The sequence below is a fragment of the Mesorhizobium sp. WSM4308 genome, assembly GCF_002294905.1.
Lineage (GTDB): Bacteria > Pseudomonadota > Alphaproteobacteria > Rhizobiales > Rhizobiaceae > Mesorhizobium.
Window position 1 is genome coordinate 1 of sequence record NZ_NSFW01000021.1, and the last position, 16,587, is coordinate 16,587.

Consider the following 16,587-nt stretch of genomic DNA (forward strand, 5'->3'; position numbering starts at 1 on the left):
ATGATGACGTCGGGTGCTCGCCCGATCCCAGGGACGGTCGCCTGCCGCCGGGACTGCCGGCTGTGATGGGCCGCAGTCCCGGCCGCCAGACTACCTGATCCTTCTCAAACAATCCTAGGGCGAAGCAAGGAGCGAAGCGACGCGGCGCAGACCCTAGGATGGCGAAGTGTGGGCTCTACTCAGCCGCTTCTTCGATCCGCTCCATATCATCGTCCGACAGGCCGAAATGGTGGCCGATCTCGTGGATCAGCACATGGGTGACGATGTCGCCGAGCGTCTCCTCGTTTTCGGCCCAGTAGTCGAGCATGGCGCGGCGGTAGAGCGTGACGCGGTTCGGGCCTTCGCCGGTCTGCGGGTTCCAGCGCTCGGCGATGCCGCGGCCCTCGAACAGGCCGAGCAGGTCGAACGGCGTTTCCAGCGACAGGTCGTCCATGATCTCGTCGGTCGGGAACTCGGCGATCTGGATGACGATCTCGCCCGTCAGCTTGCGAAAATCTTCCGGCAGATGGGCGTAGGCCTCCAGCGCCAGGAACTCTATCTCCTCCATCGAGGGGGCGAGTTCGCCATGCCAGGTGCGGGTCTTGTAGATGCGGGCCATGCTTTGTCCTTTGATCCGGCATATAGGCTTTCGCACCGGGCGAGGCAAATGAAGCGGCAATTCCTGCCGCGGCACCTTTGCCGATGCCGAGGAATCGCTTAGGGGTCGGTTCCGGCCATCTCCTGGGGAGTTCTCATGCCGGACCTTTCCACCATCGGACTTTTCGCCATTGCCTGCCTCGCTTTGACCGCGACGCCAGGGCCGGACATGCTGCTGATCGCCTCCCGCAGCGCCAGCCAGGGGCGCGCCTCGGGCCTGGCGACCTATGCCGGCATCGCCGCCGGCACCTATTGCCACGCGCTGGCCGCCGCCTTCGGCCTGTCGCAACTGTTCCTGGCAGCGCCCATCGCCTACGACATCGTGCGCTATGCCGGCGCGGCCTACCTTGCCTATCTCGCCTGGAAGGCGTTCCGTTCCGACGGAACGGCATTTGCCCCGGTCGCCGGCCTGCCGCGCTATTCGCGAAGCCGGATTTTCCGGCAAGGCCTGCTGACCAATTTGCTCAACCCGAAGATGGCGCTGTTCGTGCTGGCGCTGTTTCCGCAATTCGTGCGCCCCGAGACCGGTTCCGTCGCCGGCCAGATCCTGCTGCTGGCGACCGTGCTCAATCTGATCGGGCTGATGGTCAACGGCCTGGTCATCCTGACCGCCAGCCGGATCGGAGCCGCCTTATCAAAACGCACGCGGTTCCGGCGGGCGCCGCAGATCCTGCTGGGAACCGTATTCGCGGGCCTGGCCGCACGACTGGCTTTCGGCGGCCAGCGCTGAAGCGCGTTTGCAGGAATAAATTCCTTATGACTCTGCTTGACTCTTCCGTCACCCTCTGGAATCAATAGGAACATAACAGGAACAATTGTGAGTGGACACTGACCGTCATGGCGATATCAGCCGTGGCGCGGGAGACTGTTTTTGCCCTGCGCCGCCAGATCGCGAAGATCGAGGGAACGCTGCCCGAGCGCCTGCAGGCGCCGGCTGGCGCGCCGCTTGATGCCGACGCCAGCGCCGATCTCACGATCGTCCGGCGCGGTCTTGCCGCAGCCTTGCCGGATGCCTTCCTGCCGATCGGCGTCGACCCTCTCGATGCCGCCCTGAGCGGTGGGCTGCCGAAAGCGGCGCTCAGCGAAATCCATGGCCTGGAAACCCGCGATGCCGGAGCCGTCGCCGGCTTTGCCCTGTCGCTCGCCAGCCTGATCCTCAAGCAGGCGCAAGGGCTGCCGGTGTTGTGGATAGGCACCACGGAGATCTTCCGCGAGGCGGGCTTTCCCTATGCCAGGGGACTGCAGGCCTGCTTCGGCATCGGGCCTGAGCAATTGCTGTTTTCCGAGGCGCCGAAACTCGTCGATGCGCTGTGGGTCGCCGAGGAAGCAGCGCGGATGACGGCGCTCGCCGCCGTCATCCTCGAAATCCGCGGCAACCCGCTGCGGCTCGACCTGACCGCGACGCGCCGGCTGCATGCGAGGGCGCAAAGTGCCGGCCGCCCCGTATTCCTGCTGCGGCAGGCGGCCGAGCCGGAACCGACGGCGGCGCCCGTCCGCCTCATCGTCTCGCCGGCGCCGGCCGTGCCGCGCAAAACCGTCGCCGGGCCGCTCGCCGGATCGATCGGCCGCACGGCCTTCACCATCAGCATCGACAAGAGCCGCACGGCCTTGCCTGGACAATTCACACTGGAGTGGAACCCCGATGAACGCGTATTCGACGAAAGAAGGGGCGAGGAAGGACGGACAGGCCGGGCAAAGAATCCTGTCCCTGTGGTTTCCCTATCTGGCGGCCGAAAGGATCCTGCGGCAGCGCCTGGGGCGGTCCTGGCGTTCCCGGCCCCAAGATCACCCTACGCCATCTCATCCGCCACTGGTGATCAGCCACCGCCAGGGCAACGCGCAGCGCATCTCAGCCCTCGACGAGCGGGCTGAGGCGCTGCACCTGAAGCGCGACATGGGCATTGCCGACGCGCGTGCCATGCATCCGTCGATCGACATCGTCGAGGCCGATCCGGAGGCAGACCGGCGCCTGCTCGAAGGCCTTGCCGACTGGTGCGACCGCTACACCCCGCTGGTGGCGCTGGATGGGGCGGACGGACTGTTTCTCGACGTCACCGGCTGCACCCATCTGTTCGGCGGCGAACGCGCCATGCTGGACGACATCCTGTCGCGCTTCTTCCATCAGGGGTTCGATGTCCGCGCCGGCCTTGCCCCGACGCCGGGCGCGGCCTGGGCGGCGGCTCGCTTTTGCGGCGAACGCATCGTTGTTTCAGGCGAGGAGGAAGCGCTGCTGGCGCCTCTGCCGCTCGCCGCACTGCGCATAGCGCCGGAAACCCGCGCCAGCCTGGAAAGTGTCGGCCTGCGCACGGCGGGCGCCGTCATGGCAGCACCGCGCGCGCCGCTTGCCCGCCGCTTCGGAGCCACCTTGCTGCTGCGCCTCGACCAGGCGCTCGGCCGTCTCGACGAAGCGGTCTCGCCGCGCCTTCCCGTGGCGCCGCTTTCGGTCGAGCGGCATCTCGCCGAACCCGTCACCCTGACCGAGGACATCGAGCGGCTGGTCGGCCTGCTGGCGACAACCTTGAAGACCGATCTCGAACGCCGCGGCGAGGGCGCGCGGAGGCTGGCGCTGCTGCTCTTCCGCGTCGACGGCGCCGTCAGCCGCATCGCGCTCGGCACCTCGCGGCCGATGCGCGATCCCCGGCTGATCCAGAAACTGTTCCATGAAAGGCTGGCCGCCCTCGAGCAGGACATCGACGCCGGCTACGGCTTCGATCTGGTGCGGCTTTCGGTGCTGGCGGCCGCCGCCTTCGACATGGCGCAGGCCGATCTGACGGGCGAGGTGACCGATGACGGCGCCGACATCGCGCTGTTCGCCGACCGCATCCGCGCCCGGCTCGGCGAGGGCGCCGTGCTGCAGCCGGTCGCGGTTGAAAGCCATCTGCCGGAGCGCGCCGTCGCCATCGTCCCCTTCAGCGAAGCGCCGCGCCGGACCACGCCGCCGAAGAGACCGGACAGGGTGCGGGCGCCTACAACCATCTTTCCGCCGGAACGGCCGATCCGGCTGTTCCGCGCGCCCGAGCCCATCGAGGTGCCGGCCACCGAAATGCCGGAGGGTCCGCCGCTGCATTTCCGCTGGCGGCGCGCGCTCTACCGCGTCACCCGCGCCGAGGGTCCCGAACGCATCGCCGCCGAATGGTGGCGCCAGGCGCCAGGCGACGCCGCGGCATCGACACGCGACTATTTCCGCATCGAGGATGCCGACGGCCGCCGCTACTGGCTCTACCGGCAAGGGCTTTACGGCGGCTCGCAAGCCGCGCCGCGCTGGTTCATGCACGGGGTCTTCGCATGAACGCGCTGACCGTCATTCCCTATGCCGAGTTCGGCATCCAGTCGAACTTCTCCTTCCTGCGCGGCGCCTCCAAGCCGGAGGAGCTGGTGGTCGCGGCCAAGCTCATGGGTTTCTCGGCGATCGGCCTTGCCGACCGCAACACGGTGGCCGGCGTGGTGCGCGCCTGGCAGCAGGCCAAGGTCGAAAAGCTTGCCTATCACCCTGGCTGCCGGCTGGTTTTTGGCGACGGCACGCCGGACATTCTCGCCTATCCCAGGAACCGGGCAGGCTGGGGGCATCTGTGCCGCATGCTCACCCAGGCCAATCTGCGCGACGAGACCGAAAAGGGCGCCACCCTTCTCCAGCGCGGCGACCTGCTCGAATGGGGGGATCTGATGTCGCTGGCGGTCATGCCCGATCTGGCAGCGGGCGCGCAGGACTGTCTTGCCTTGCTTGGCCAGCTCAAGGACCGTTTCGGCAGGGCCCTGCGGCTTGGCGTCTCGCCCTGTTATGCGGGCAATGACCGTTTCCGGATCGAGCAGGCAGCGGCGCTTGCCCAGAGCACCGGCATCCCGCTGATGGCGACCAACGATGTCCTCTACCACACCGCCGAACGCCGCCCGCTGCAGGACGTGCTGACCGCGATCCGCCTCAACACGCCGGTCGCCGAGGTCGGGCTGGAACTCAGCGCCAATGCCGAACGCCATCTGAAGCCGCCGCTGGAAATGGCCCGCCTGTTCCGCAGGCATCCGCAGGCGCTGGCCGAGACGCTGCTGTTCGCGCAAGAGCTGGCCTTCTCGCTCAGCGACCTCCAGTACAATTACCCCGACGAGCCGACGGAATCCGGTCTCGGGCCGCAGGCAGAGCTGGAAAGACTGGCGCGGGAGGGGGCGGCCAGGCGCTATCCCTCAGGCGTGCCTCATTCGGTGATCAAGCGCATCGAGGAAGAGCTCGCCCTGATCGAGCGCCTCAACTACGCCCGCTACTTCTTGACGGTCTACGACATCGTCAAATACGCCCGCAGCCAGGACATTCTCTGCCAGGGGCGCGGTTCGGCCGCCAATTCGATCGTCTGCTTCTGCATCGGCATCACCGAAGTCGGGCCGGACCGGATCGACACGCTGTTCGAACGCTTCATTTCCGAGGAGAGGAACGAGCCGCCCGACATCGATGTCGACTTCGAGCATGAGAAGCGCGAGACCGTCATCCAGTACATCTACGAGAAATACAGCTCCAAGCGCACCGCGCTCGCCGCCGCCGTCATCAGCTATCGCGGCCGTTCGGCGCTGGGCGAAGTGTCGAAGGCGATGGGCCTGTCGGAGGATGTCCGGGCGTCCCTGTCCGGCTCGATCTGGGGCTGGTCTACCTCCGAAGTCGGCGAGAAGGAAGCCCGCGCCGGCGGCCTCGACCGGAGCGACCCCACATCGCGCCATGTGATGGAACGGGCCAATGAGATCATGGGCTTCCCCCGCCACCTCTCCCAGCATGTCGGCGGCTTCGTCATCACCAGGGACCGGCTCGACGAGATCGTCCCCATCGTCAAGACGGCGATGGACGAACGCAAGATGGTCGAATGGGACAAGGACGATCTCGACTCGGTGAAGATCCTTAAGGTGGACATTCTGGCGCTCGGCATGCTGACCTGCCTGCAGCGCGCCTTCACTCTGCTTACGGACCACTATCCAAAAGCCCGGGATCCCTATGGCCGACCCTATGTGCTCGCCACCTTGCCGCCGGAAGACAGGCGCGTCTACGACATGATCGGCCGCGCCGACACGCTTGGCGTCTTCCAGATCGAATCGCGCGCCCAGATGTCGATGCTGCCAAGGCTCAAGCCAAAGGATTTCTACGACCTCGTCATCGAGGTGGCGATCGTGCGGCCGGGCCCGATCCAGGGCGATATGGTGCACCCCTATCTGCGCCGCCGACAAGGCAAGGAAAAACCCGAATATCAGAAACCGGAGCTCAAGGCGATTCTCGGCAAGACGCTGGGCGTGCCGCTGTTCCAGGAACAGGCGATGAAGATCGCCATCGTCGCCGGCGGCTTCAGGCCGGGCGAGGCCGACGAACTGCGCCGCGCCATGGCCACCTTCAAGCGCACCGGCACCATCGGCAATTACCGCCAGCGCATGATCGACGGCATGGTCGGCAAGGGCTACACCAAGGACTTCGCCGAGCGCTGCTTCAAGCAGATCGAGGGTTTTGGCGAATATGGCTTTCCCGAAAGCCACGCCGCCTCCTTTGCCTTGCTCGTCTATGCCTCCTGCTGGTTCAAGACCTTCTATCCCGACGTGTTCTGCGCCGCGATCCTGAATTCGCAGCCGATGGGGTTTTACCAGCCGGCGCAGCTGGTGCGCGACGCGCGCGACCATGGCGTCGACATCCGCGAGGTCGACGTCAATTATTCCGTCTGGGACTGCACCCTGGAAAAAGCGCCGTTCGATCCGGCCCGCATCCTGCCGCGCCATGCCGATATGCGCGGGGTCATCGAGACGAACCATGCGGTGCGGCTCGGCTTCCGGCAGATCAAGGGCCTTTCCAAGGAACGCATGGAGGATTTCGTAAAGCGGCGGGGTTCAGGTTACGAAACCGTCCGTGACGTCTGGCTGCGCTCCGGCCTCGATGTCGACGAGATCGAGCGGCTGGCGCAGGCCGATGCCTTTCGTTCGGTCGGCCTCGACCGCCGTGCCGCGCTGTGGGAAGTGCGCGCGCTGGGCGCCAGGAGTGCGGCCGAAAAGCTGCCGCTGTTCGACCAGCCGGCGCTGCGCCTGCGCGAGCTGGAGCCGGAGACGAAGTTGCCGAAAATGCCGCTCGGCGAGCATGTCATCCACGACTACCGCTCGCTCGGCCTGTCGCTGAAGGCGCATCCGGTCGCCTTCCTGCGCGAGCGGCTCGACCGCGCCGGGGTCACGCCCAATGCCAACCTGCCTTCGGTACGCGACGGCAGGCGGGTTTCCGTCGCCGGCCTCGTCCTGGTGCGGCAGCGTCCCGGCAAGGGCAATGCGATCTTCCTGACGCTGGAGGACGACAAGGCGGTCGCCAACGTCATCTTCTGGGAGCGGACCTTTAACCGCTTCCGGCCGATCGTCATGGGCGCGCGCTTCGTCAAGGTCACCGGCAAATTGCAGTCGGAATCCGGTGTCATCCATATCGTCGCCGAAAAGATCGAGGATCTGACGCCCTGGCTGACCGTGCTTCTGGAGAAGGTCAGCGGGGCCGGAGCGCCGGGCGCTTCCCCTCCAGCAGCGAAAGCTGAGGCTCCGATTCGCGACAGCCGACCCGCGATACGCAACGCGCCGGTCGGGCAGGATATTGCGATGCTGTCGGAAGAGGCGGAAAGCGTCATGCCCAAGGGGCGCAATTTTCAGTAGACAGGGCCACACGCACCTTCGTCATCCACGGGCGGAGCAGGAGCGAAGCTCCGTCGCGCAGACCCCTGGAGCTGCTCCGCAGCTCAAGGGATCCATGCCGCGACATCAACCGAAGAGTGCCACGGTCCAGAATTGCGTCTCTACACCGTGGGAAGAAAGGCACCTGGTTCTGGCCCGCTTTCGCGCGTCGCATACGTCACGGCATGGATCCCAGGGTCTCCGCGACGCCGCTGCGCGGCTGCTCCGCCCTGGGATAACGACGCGATGAATGGTACCGCCCCTACACCGGCCCCGTGAGCACCGGCCTACGCCGGCCGTAGCCTTGACTGACAAGCTACTTATGAGTGCTTCGGCCGGCGAAGGCCGCAAGCCCAGCAACCCATTGTTTGCAGGCCGGCATAACCTGAATATCGATATACCCTAAGACGGCCCACTCAGCTTCGGCGGCGCCAGCACATCCTCCGCCGACAGCGTCCGCGCCTCGGAGGGCAGCATGATCGGGATGCCGTCGCGCACCGGATAGGCGAGCTTGGCGACCCGCGAGATCAGTTCGCCGCGCTCTGGATCCCAGGCCAGCGGCCCCTTGGTCAGCGGGCAGGCCAGGAGTTCCAGCAGCTTGGGATCAACATTGATCTTCTTTCCGTCACGCCCATCAGCCGCCACTCTATTGCCTCCTGACCGACTATCTGAAGATGTGTTGAGATTCAGGTCAGGCCGAGTCGAAAATGGTGGCTTCCGAGAACCGGAGCGGAGCGTACTTTCCGTACGTGAGCACCGGAAGCGCAGGAAGCCGCCATTTGCAGGCCGGCATCACCTGAATATCGGCACATCTTACTGTAGGCTCGAGCCAAAGTCCTCATTCTCGCGCGCCAGCGCCATTTCGGTGATGGCGATCAGCGTTTCGGCGCGCGTCTTCAGGTCGGCGGCTTCGAGCAGCGCCTGTTTCTCGGCCGGGCCGTAGGGCGCCATCATCGACAGCGCGTTGACCAGCATGGCATTTTCGGCGCGGCTGACGCTTTCCCAGTCGGCCTCGAGGTCATTGGCCTGCAGATAGGCGCGGAACGCCTTGAGCAGTGCCGGCCGGTCGATCTCGTTCGCCGCCGGATCGTCATCGAGATCGGCGAGGAAGGGCGCCGGCTTTGCCTGGCGAAACGGCGTCTTGACCGTCAGTTCATGAGCGATGCGGAAGCGGAAAACGCCTTGCAGAGAAATCAGGTAACGGCCGTCGCCGGTTTCGGAGAAGGCGATGATGCGGCCGGCGCAGCCGACATTGCACAGTTCCGGCTCGCCATCCTCGCGCAGCGCGCCGTCCAGACGGGGCTGGATGACGCCGATCAGCCGCGAGCCGGCGACCGCTTCGTCCACCATCTGCAGATAGCGCGGTTCGAAGATGTTGAGCGGCATGCGCCCGCCCGGCAGCAAAAGCGCGCCCTCGAGCGGAAAGATCGGGATCGTCGACGGCAGATCCTTGGCCAGCCGGTAATGCGCGTTTCCCGCTTGCACCACATTCCTCCGATCGACTTCATTCGCCGCCCGCCGCCGGGATCGTCGGCTTGGCCGAAGTCAGCTTCCTAATCTGGCGCAGCCGCCGCCGACCACAAGCCCGTGCGACGAAACAGCCGCCGGCTCAGGAAAACAGCAGCGCCGACAATTTGCGCCGCGCGGCCAGCGTCGCCTCGTCGGTCATGCCCCAGGCTTCGAAAAACTGCAGCAATTGCGTCCTGGCGCCATCCTCGTTCCAGCCGCGGTCGGCCTTGATGATGGCCAGCAGGTTGTCGGCTGCCGCCGTGCGTTCGCCCCTGGCATTCTGGATCATGGCCAGGTCGAAACGCGCCTGATGGTCCTTGGGGTTTTCGGCCAGGCGGCGCTCGAACTCGGCCGGATTGCCCAGTTCCGCCGCTTGCGCGGCCAGCGCCATCTTGGCGCGCAGCGCGGCGAGAACAGGCGCGTCCTTCTTGGCCTCGGGCGCCGTTGCCAGCAAAGCCTCGGCGCCTTGCGTGTCGCCGGCCTCGAACAGCAGCTCGCCCAGCCCGGCGATCGCCTCGATCGTCTCCGGCGCCTGCGCAAGGATGGCGTCGAAAATGTCGGCGGCCGTCTGCATGTCGCCGGCCTCGCGCGCTTCCGTCGCGGCCGCCAGCGCCTCGGCCACGGCCGGAGCTTCATTGCCCTTGCCGCCGACCTTGGTGATGAATTCGGCGATCTGGCTTTCGGGGATGGCGCCCATGAAGCCGTCGACCGGCTGGCCGTCCTTGAAGGCGATGACGGCCGGAATCGACTGGATGCCCAGCTGGCCGGCGATCGAGGGGTGATCGTCGATGTTCATCTTGACCAGCTTGACCTTGCCGCCGGCGGCCCGCACCGCCTTTTCCAGCTGCGGCGTCAACTGCTTGCAGGGGCCGCACCACGGCGCCCAGAAATCGACGAGCACCGGCTGGCGGCGCGATTCCTGGATGACGTCGGCGGCGAAGGCGGCCGTCGTGGTGTCCTTGATGACATCGCCGGTGGCGGCGGGAGGCGCGGCATCGCCAAGCGCGACCTTTGCCGGCGCGGCTCCCGTTCCGCCATACTGAACGGTGGGCGCATACTGGCCGCCACTGCTGCCGAATGACCCGCCAAACGGCTTGTTGTCGCTCATCTCGTCACCCTTTCGGTCGCGCCGCCGGCCCGCGGGTCGGCGCCATGTCATTGGAAGTCGGTTTCGCCATGCATGTGGCGATCATGCCGAGACTTTCAAGATAGCAGCATCGTGCCCGGTTGCCTCGACGAATCTGATGAGATCGGCCGACGCGATCGATGTCGTCGCCTCATTGGTCAGCGGATGGGCGTTGATGACGGCATGCGCCATCAAATCCTCGTCGAGCACCAGCTTGACCCGGTGCGCCGTGTCGTTGATGACGCCGAAGACGGTGACGGCGCCCGGCGAGACGCCCAAAAGCTCCATCAGCATCTCCGGCTTGCCGAAGGAAACACGGCTGGCGGCGCCGATCAGCTGGTGGATCTGCTTGAGATCGACGACCGCCTCCTCGCCGACGGTGACCAGGTAGAAATTGTCCTTCTTGTCCTTCAGGAACAGGTTTTTCGTGTGCCCGCCGGCGATTTCGCCGCGCAGCGCCTGCGAATCGGCGACCGTATAGAGCGGCGGATGGCGTTTCGTCGAAACGGCGATGCCGAGTTCGGCGAGAAAGGCAAAAAGTTCGGCTTCGGTCTTCGGCATCGATCGTCTTCTTCGTCGTTTTTCCGCCTTGCCGTTTACGGCCAATGCGGTGGCCGACACAAGGCCATCGCACGACAGGCCGATGAAATCCCCGCGTCGCGGGCGGTTTGCCGGCATCCTTTGGCATGTTGAAAAAAGCCTGCGATTTCCCTGTTGCAATCGCCGCGCTCTTCAGCCATATAGGCCCGGCTTGCGGCCAAGACGCCGTGTGAGCGGGTGTAGCTCAGGGGTAGAGCACAACCTTGCCAAGGTTGGGGTCGAGCGTTCGAATCGCTTCACCCGCTCCAATTTCCTCAAGGGGAATCAAGTGCTAAATCGGCCGCCTTCGGGCGGCCGTTTTGCTTTTCGGGGCTCGGATCGTTCGGGGAAGCAATGCGCTGGATTTCCGGTTCGGACGACCGAAAGCCTCTGCGATAGCCGCCGGGCGGCTGCCCGGTCAGCCGGGCAAAGGCCTGCGAGAACGATGGCGCCGATTCGTAGCCGACCGCATGAGCGATTTCGTCGATGGTTCGATTGCTGTCCCGCAAGGCTTTGGCAGCGAGGTTGACGCGCCAGCGCGTGACATAGGCCAGCGGCGGTTCGCCAACCAGCCGGGCGAACCGCCGCGCGAAGGTGGCGCGCGATTGCGATGCGGCTTGCGCCAGGGATGCAACGGTCCACGGGACTGCCGGCTGCTCGTGGATGAGACGCAGCGCTTGCGCCACGCCTTTGTCGCGCAAGGCGCCGAACCAGCCCGCCGTTCCGATCGGCTGGCTTTCGATCCAGGCCCGCAGCAGGAAGACCAACACGCTGTCGAGAAGACGCGGCGCTACGATGTCGTGGCCGGTCAAGCCGCCACTTGCCTCGACCCGCAGCAGATCGGTTGCCAGCCGAAGCGGTTCATTGGCGGCGATCTGTGCGCGCGTCAGATGGATCAATGGCGGCAGCAGCGACACCATCGGGTTCGGCCCCGCGCCGTCCAGCGCATATTTGGCGCACAGAAGCGTCGTCCCGTCGTCTACGCCTGGCCGATCATCGGGATCGAGCGTTGCCGAAAGCACGGCGCCTATTGGCGACACCTGCGCATTGGCCGGGTCGCTGAGCGTGTGACCAACACCGCTGCCGACGAGAATCACGTCGCCCTCGGCCACACGAACGGGTCCGTCATTGCCCGCAAGGCGCAGCCAGCATTCGCCACGCTGCACGAGATGAATGGCGGTATTGCGCATGGGATCGACCGAGATGCCCCACGGACGCCGCAGCCTGGCCTTGCCGATCACCGCACTTCCCAGCTGTATGGAAGCCAGGACATCCGACAAGACGTCCACGTCCGTATTCCTTTCGCGAAAACCAAACAGGGCGCAATTTGAGACGATTGGATAAGGATATGCAAGTTCAAGCCATCGATCATCGCATCTCGGTCGATGAAAGTGCGGGGCGCGGTGAACCGGACCGATTCAGCAACCGGCTTCAAGCCATCCCAAGACAGGACAGATATCCATGCGTGATCAGCAATTCATCCAGACGTCCACAGCGCTCCACGATGCGACGCTCGAAGCGAATAAGGCCGTCGTGCTCGACTTCATTGAAAAGTCGGTGAATGAGGGAGATTTGGACGCGGCCGCCGTTCATTTTGGCGAGAGCTACACCCAGCACAATCCGAACATCGCCGATGGCGTCCAGGGGTTCCGGGATTATCTGCAGCAGCTTCGGCAACGTTTTCCCTTGGTCCGGGGCGAGGTCAAACGGATCTTCGCCGAGGGCGATTTCGTCATCGTTCACATGCACGCCAAACGAGAGCCCGAGGAAACCGGCATCGCCATCGTCGATTTCTTCAGGCTGGCGAAGGGCAAGCTCGTCGAGCACTGGGAGGTCCGTCAGCCTGTCGCGCAGGGCACTCTGCACACCAATGCCATGATCTGACCACCGGCGAGAGCGGACAGCTCGCGCGGCGCAGCTATCCCTCCATGGAGCGAAAAGCCGCGGCGGACCGCGGCTCTTTCGCTTTTCAGGCGGCTGGCCTACCGCGCAGCGATGCCTGGTGCACCAGCGATGTCCAGCTGTTGGTCGAGGCGAGGTGGCAGTAGAGCAGACCGAGCGCGCCGGACTTTCTGAGGTCGAGGAAGGCCTCGTCGCTCAGTCTGTTGAAGGCCGGCTCGTCGATCACCTGGAAATCGGTGAGGTTGAGCACTTCGCCGCCGTCCAGCGTCACCTTGCTCTGGCGCGGCGCGAACAGGCCATGCGCGTCGATCCTGTCGATCATCTCGCGGGTGGCTCTGAAGTCGATCTGGAACTTGTCGCAGAAGGCGAGCGCCTGCCTGGTTGCTTCGGTCGGCTGGTTGCCGCTGAAGAACGGCGCGATCTTGTCATCGCGGAATGGCGCCATGAGCTGGTCGATGACCCGCTCGCTTGCCCTGTCCACGCACAGCGTCAGCCGGCCTGCCGTGGTCGGGTCCTCGGCAAGGATGAAGGGATAGCGGCGGACATAGGCGGGGACGTAATGCGGCGCGGTCCACCGGCCGTCGGCATCGACGAACAAGTTCTCGCCCTGGCGCACGCCGGTGATGATGACAGGGGATTTGGCCGGGCCGATGAAGACGATCGGGTAGGAGCGCATCGCCGCCGGCATTTCCGACGCCACCACCGGAATGGCATGCGCGGTGCGCGCGAAGGCAAAGTCGCCGCGCGCGGTCAGCCCCAGCGAGCCGTGCCGCGCTGGGTTGAGCGCTTCGGGCCTGGAATAGAACAGCGGCATGGCAGCATCCGCCGGCGCCGCTTGCGTCTTCGCCCCGATATCAGCCATGGTCCGTCCCTTTCTCCCGCCGGCCGATCAGGCCGGCTCCTCCACATCAGACCCCAGGACTGGCATCTGCTCTTGTTGCGCTGATCTTGGTTGGGCCAAGACTCCGGCGCAGGGACAAAGTACTACAGTGTCCGTGGCGCGCATAAAAGCACGGCCGCCGTGGTATTTTGCGATGAATTGTCTCGCCCGGGCCTCGGGGCTGCTGCCAGCCTATGGACAGCCTGCCGCGAAGCGGCGACATTGCGCCCGGCAACAAGCGGAGTGAGACAGACGGTATGGCGTCGGTATCGGATTTCAAGCAGGCGGTTGGGTCGGTTTTCACTGTTGCGATTGGCGGCAGGGCGGTTTGCCTCGAACTGACGGCCGTTCACCAGATCGCCTCCAGCCCACGCCCTGGCGGCGGCTTCACGCTTCTGTTCAAGGGGCCGCGCGATATAGGCCTGCCGCAGGCCATCTACCACCTCACCAGCGATGCGATCGCCGACGACATCTTCATCGTGCCGGTTTCAGCCGACGCGACCGGCTATCAGTACGAGGCTGTCTTCAACTGATTTTGATTTTCGACGGTCCGGTCGGTCAGGACGACGATCAGGGCACAGGGCGGTTCGGAGGGGCGGCTCGACATATGATCGACTATATCCAGATCGCCGGCGTCCTTGACGAAGCAGCATGCTGCGCGCTGTGCGCGGAAATTCGGGCTGCCTCGGGCCGTCCGGCCGGCCTGATGGGGCGTCCCGATCAAAAACCGGCATGGCCCGAAGTCCGCCGCACCAGGCGCGCCGAGGTCTCGGAAGCGACCGAAGGGCCGGTGAATGCCCTGTTGGCGCGGCAGAAGACGGCTCTGGAACGGCATTTCGGGCTCGCGCTCGGCACCTGCGAAAAGCCGCAGTTTCTTCACTACCGGGAAGGTGATTTCTTCGTGCCGCATCAGGATGGCAACACGCCGCTCATTCACGACGAGTCGCGGTTCAGAAAGATCTCGGCGGTGATTTTTCTCAACCGTCAGTCGGACGATCCTTCGCCCGAAGGCTATTCCGGCGGCTCGCTGGTCCTGCATGGGCCATACAGCGGTCCGAACCTGCGCGTCACCATGCCGGCGTTGCCGGGCTCGCTCGTTGCCTTCCGTTCGGAAACGACGCACGAAGTCACACCGGTCACGCGCAACGAACGTTTCACCATCGTGTCGTGGTATCGCGGCGCGTGAGAGCACCAGCGCTTGACCGGGGAGGACACACCATCAGGTCGTAAACGCCCTTGTCCTCGGCGACGGCGAAGCCGAGCCTGGCATAGAGCTGTCTGGCCGGATTGTTCTTCTCGACATGAATCGACGCTGATTTGCCGGCTAACCATGCCTCGTCGATAAGGTCGCCGAGCAGTGCCGCGCCGAGCCCTTTGCGCCGATGCGCCGGCAGAAGGGCGATATCGATGATGCGATGCTGGGTCGGCCAGCGCTCGATATAGAGGCGACCGATGTCGTCTCCGTCACGCATGATCACCAGCCAGTCGGCCGCGGGATAGTGTTTGATGTAGTGCGCGTGTTGCGCCCGGAACTGCATGTCGAGGAAGGCCGCCTTCTGCTCGTCGGTCCAGGACGTCACCGCGAGTTCCTCGGCGCGGGTCGACGCATAGAGCCGTGACAGGAACGGCAGATCGGCATCCGTAGCCGGGCGAAACGACAGCCCGGCGCCAACCGCCCGCATCCAGCCGATTGATGCCGCTTCAAACACCTGCAGACCGGTCATCGACAGATCAGGGGCGGGCCGGGAAAATGCCCTGCAAGGCGATGCAGAAGTTGAGAGTCAGGTACGGCATCATGTTGTTGTGCGGCAGGTCGCCGCCCGTTGGCTGCACCGCATTGCTGTTCAGCGGCGTCAAATTGGCGTTGCTGGTCTGGTAGACCGGTCCGCCCGCCGACCGCGCCAGTCCCGTGGAGGCCGACGGCGCGAACAGCAGCGCCGGAGGAATGGCGGCCATCAGCGAATGCACATGTTGCGGCATCTCGGTCTGTAGCAGCGCTACCGTCGTCGATCCCCCGGTTTCACCCAGGAAGTGATCCGATCCGCCAGCGGCCTGGCCGGGCTGCATCGGCGCATTGCCCTGCATGTCAGGCAAGGCAAAGTTCGATTTGCCATCGCCGCCATAGGTTGTGCCCAGCAGCGAGAACAAGGCGGTGTTTTGCGAGATCGGCATGAGCTGACCGTCGCAGGTCGCCCAGCCCGTGGGGGCGAAGTTGAACGGGAAAATTCGGATTTCCGCGACGAATTGGTCCGACATGGTCCTGTCCTATGTTTGGCTCGGGAAAACGCCGAACAGTGAAATGATGAAATTGATGCAAAGATAGGGCTGCAAATTGCTGTGCGGCTGGCTGCCGCCCGCTGGCGTCATCGACGACGGCCCCAGCGCCACGGTGGGAGCGATCGCGGAGTAGACTTTGATCGTGGACGACTGGGCAAGCACGTTGTTGCCCGGGGCGCTGGCGCCACCGATATTGGTTGTCGCCATGAACGGGTGCGAGTGCGAGGCGATCTGCTGCGTTGTAAGCGTAACCTCTTCTACACCCGCCATCTGCCCGATCACGTACCCGTTGCCTTGATGCAGCGGCAGCCGGCCCGACAGGTTCGGCAGATTGAACGTCTCTTCCCCGTCACCGCCATAGGTGGTGCCGATAAGTTGGAACAGCGTCTCATACTCCGAGATAGGCAATGTCTGGCCTTGGCAGAACATCCAGCCGTTCGGATTGAAATTGCCGGCGAACATGCGAATCTCGCCCACATAGGCTGCCATCGTTCGAACTCCTTCAATTTCGCGAGGGAAAGATGCCGACCAGGGCGATGCAGAAATTCAAGGTCAGGTATGGCTGCATGTTTTCGTGCGGCTGGCTGCCGCCGATACTGCTGACTTCGGTTGGGATCATGGTCGTCAGATTCGCCGGTGCGCCATAGAGCTGATTGGCCGGGCCCAGATAATTGTTGGTGGCAATCACCTGGTCACCATCCACCGTCGAGGCGCTGGCCCCATGCACATGGGACGGCAATTCCTGGACGGTAAGCGTATGCGACGGCTCGCCGCCCTGTTGACCAAGGAAAAATCCTTCGCCGCCCATATGCGTCGGCACCCGGCCCTGCAGATTTGGCAGCGCGAACGTGGTTTGCCCGTTGCCGCCATAGGTCGTGCCCAGAAGAGAAAACAACGCCTGGTTCTGGTTTATAGGCAGAAACTGCCCATTGCAAAACGCCCAACCCTTGGGGGGGAAGTTGAACGATACCAGTTTTATTTCCGATAGATATGGCTCTGCCATACGGGCCCCCTCCAGCTT

General features: G+C 64.7%; 18 protein-coding genes and 1 tRNA gene. 8 read left to right on the forward strand and 11 right to left on the reverse strand.

The features are described from left to right. Window positions 1–175: 175 nt before the first annotated feature. Window positions 176–598 carry a metallopeptidase family protein gene (locus CK227_RS30280; protein WP_095775561.1) on the reverse strand — a complete coding sequence of 141 codons (423 nt, stop codon included), beginning with the start codon at window positions 596–598 and terminating at the stop codon, window positions 176–178. 135 nt (window positions 599–733) lie between these two features. On the opposite strand from CK227_RS30280, the gene CK227_RS30285 reads away from it, so the two are divergent. The 4 genes from CK227_RS30285 to CK227_RS30300 all read left to right on the forward strand — a co-directional run bounded on the left by CK227_RS30285 (window position 734) and on the right by CK227_RS30300 (window position 7,275). Beyond that, window positions 734–1,366, forward strand: coding sequence for a LysE family translocator (locus CK227_RS30285; protein ID WP_095775562.1), 633 nt, complete (start codon window positions 734–736; stop codon window positions 1,364–1,366). Between the two features lie 107 nt (window positions 1,367–1,473). Continuing rightward, window positions 1,474–2,508 (forward strand): hypothetical protein, encoded by a 1,035-nt coding sequence (locus tag CK227_RS37560; protein WP_095775563.1) that lies wholly within the window; start codon window positions 1,474–1,476, stop codon window positions 2,506–2,508. Beyond that, entirely contained in the window at window positions 2,450–3,925 is a 1,476-nt protein-coding gene (locus CK227_RS30295; protein WP_095775564.1) for a DUF6504 family protein, read from the forward strand. The genes CK227_RS37560 and CK227_RS30295 overlap by 59 nt, the downstream gene beginning before the upstream one ends. Then, window positions 3,922–7,275 carry an error-prone DNA polymerase gene (locus CK227_RS30300; RefSeq protein ID WP_095775565.1) on the forward strand — a complete coding sequence of 1,118 codons (3,354 nt, stop codon included), beginning with the start codon at window positions 3,922–3,924 and terminating at the stop codon, window positions 7,273–7,275. Before CK227_RS30295 ends, CK227_RS30300 begins: the two co-directional genes overlap by 4 nt. A 420-nt stretch (window positions 7,276–7,695) precedes the next feature. Here CK227_RS30300 and CK227_RS30305 read toward each other — a convergent pair whose 3' ends face one another. From CK227_RS30305 to CK227_RS30320, 4 genes are all read right to left on the reverse strand, one after another. Next, a complete protein-coding gene (locus CK227_RS30305; RefSeq protein WP_095775566.1) occupies window positions 7,696–7,938 on the reverse strand; it encodes a Trm112 family protein in 243 nt (80 codons plus the stop codon). A gap of 168 nt (window positions 7,939–8,106) precedes the next feature. Continuing rightward, window positions 8,107–8,778: an LON peptidase substrate-binding domain-containing protein gene (locus CK227_RS30310; protein ID WP_027047556.1), complete on the reverse strand. Its 672-nt coding sequence runs from the start codon at window positions 8,776–8,778 to the stop codon at window positions 8,107–8,109. A 124-nt stretch (window positions 8,779–8,902) separates the two neighbouring features. Then, window positions 8,903–9,910: a thioredoxin gene (gene trxA, locus CK227_RS30315; protein WP_095775659.1), complete on the reverse strand. Its 1,008-nt coding sequence runs from the start codon at window positions 9,908–9,910 to the stop codon at window positions 8,903–8,905. An 81-nt stretch (window positions 9,911–9,991) separates the two neighbouring features. Beyond that, on the reverse strand, window positions 9,992–10,489 hold the full coding sequence (locus CK227_RS30320) for a prolyl-tRNA synthetase associated domain-containing protein (RefSeq protein WP_095775660.1): 498 nt from the start codon (window positions 10,487–10,489) through the stop codon (window positions 9,992–9,994). A gap of 212 nt (window positions 10,490–10,701) precedes the next feature. On the opposite strand from CK227_RS30320, the gene CK227_RS30325 reads away from it, so the two are divergent. Beyond that, window positions 10,702–10,776 (forward strand) — tRNA-Gly (locus CK227_RS30325). Between the two features lie 6 nt (window positions 10,777–10,782). Here the strand turns inward: CK227_RS30325 and CK227_RS30330 are convergent. After that, the gene (locus tag CK227_RS30330) at window positions 10,783–11,796 is read right to left on the reverse strand and encodes an AraC family transcriptional regulator (RefSeq protein ID WP_095775567.1); all 1,014 of its coding nucleotides are present in this window, start codon (window positions 11,794–11,796) and stop codon (window positions 10,783–10,785) included. 172 nt (window positions 11,797–11,968) lie between these two features. Here CK227_RS30330 and CK227_RS30335 point away from each other — a divergent pair, with 172 nt between their 5' ends. Further along, entirely contained in the window at window positions 11,969–12,391 is a 423-nt protein-coding gene (locus CK227_RS30335) for a nuclear transport factor 2 family protein (RefSeq protein ID WP_095775568.1), read from the forward strand. Between the two features lie 85 nt (window positions 12,392–12,476). On the opposite strand, the gene CK227_RS30340 is transcribed toward CK227_RS30335, so the two are convergent. Beyond that, on the reverse strand, window positions 12,477–13,271 hold the full coding sequence (locus CK227_RS30340; protein ID WP_095775569.1) for a SapC family protein: 795 nt from the start codon (window positions 13,269–13,271) through the stop codon (window positions 12,477–12,479). Window positions 13,272–13,546: 275 nt separating this feature from the next. Here CK227_RS30340 and CK227_RS30345 point away from each other — a divergent pair, with 275 nt between their 5' ends. Continuing rightward, window positions 13,547–13,822, forward strand: coding sequence for a hypothetical protein (locus CK227_RS30345; RefSeq protein ID WP_095775661.1), 276 nt, complete (start codon window positions 13,547–13,549; stop codon window positions 13,820–13,822). Window positions 13,823–13,896: 74 nt separating this feature from the next. Continuing rightward, window positions 13,897–14,475 carry a 2OG-Fe(II) oxygenase gene (locus CK227_RS30350; protein ID WP_095775570.1) on the forward strand — a complete coding sequence of 193 codons (579 nt, stop codon included), beginning with the start codon at window positions 13,897–13,899 and terminating at the stop codon, window positions 14,473–14,475. Here the strand turns inward: CK227_RS30350 and CK227_RS30355 are convergent. Genes CK227_RS30355 through CK227_RS30370 form a run of 4 tightly spaced genes read right to left on the reverse strand, consistent with a single transcriptional unit; the run spans window position 14,444 to window position 16,569 of the window. Further along, the gene (locus tag CK227_RS30355; RefSeq protein ID WP_095775571.1) at window positions 14,444–15,013 is read right to left on the reverse strand and encodes a GNAT family N-acetyltransferase; all 570 of its coding nucleotides are present in this window, start codon (window positions 15,011–15,013) and stop codon (window positions 14,444–14,446) included. The genes CK227_RS30350 and CK227_RS30355 overlap by 32 nt on opposite strands. Before the next feature lie 7 nt (window positions 15,014–15,020). Next, on the reverse strand, window positions 15,021–15,545 hold the full coding sequence (locus CK227_RS30360; RefSeq protein ID WP_095775572.1) for a tail fiber protein: 525 nt from the start codon (window positions 15,543–15,545) through the stop codon (window positions 15,021–15,023). A gap of 9 nt (window positions 15,546–15,554) precedes the next feature. Continuing rightward, a complete protein-coding gene (locus CK227_RS30365; protein WP_095775573.1) occupies window positions 15,555–16,055 on the reverse strand; it encodes a tail fiber protein in 501 nt (166 codons plus the stop codon). A 13-nt stretch (window positions 16,056–16,068) separates the two neighbouring features. After that, the gene (locus tag CK227_RS30370; protein WP_095775574.1) at window positions 16,069–16,569 is read right to left on the reverse strand and encodes a tail fiber protein; all 501 of its coding nucleotides are present in this window, start codon (window positions 16,567–16,569) and stop codon (window positions 16,069–16,071) included. Window positions 16,570–16,587 lie beyond the last annotated feature (18 nt).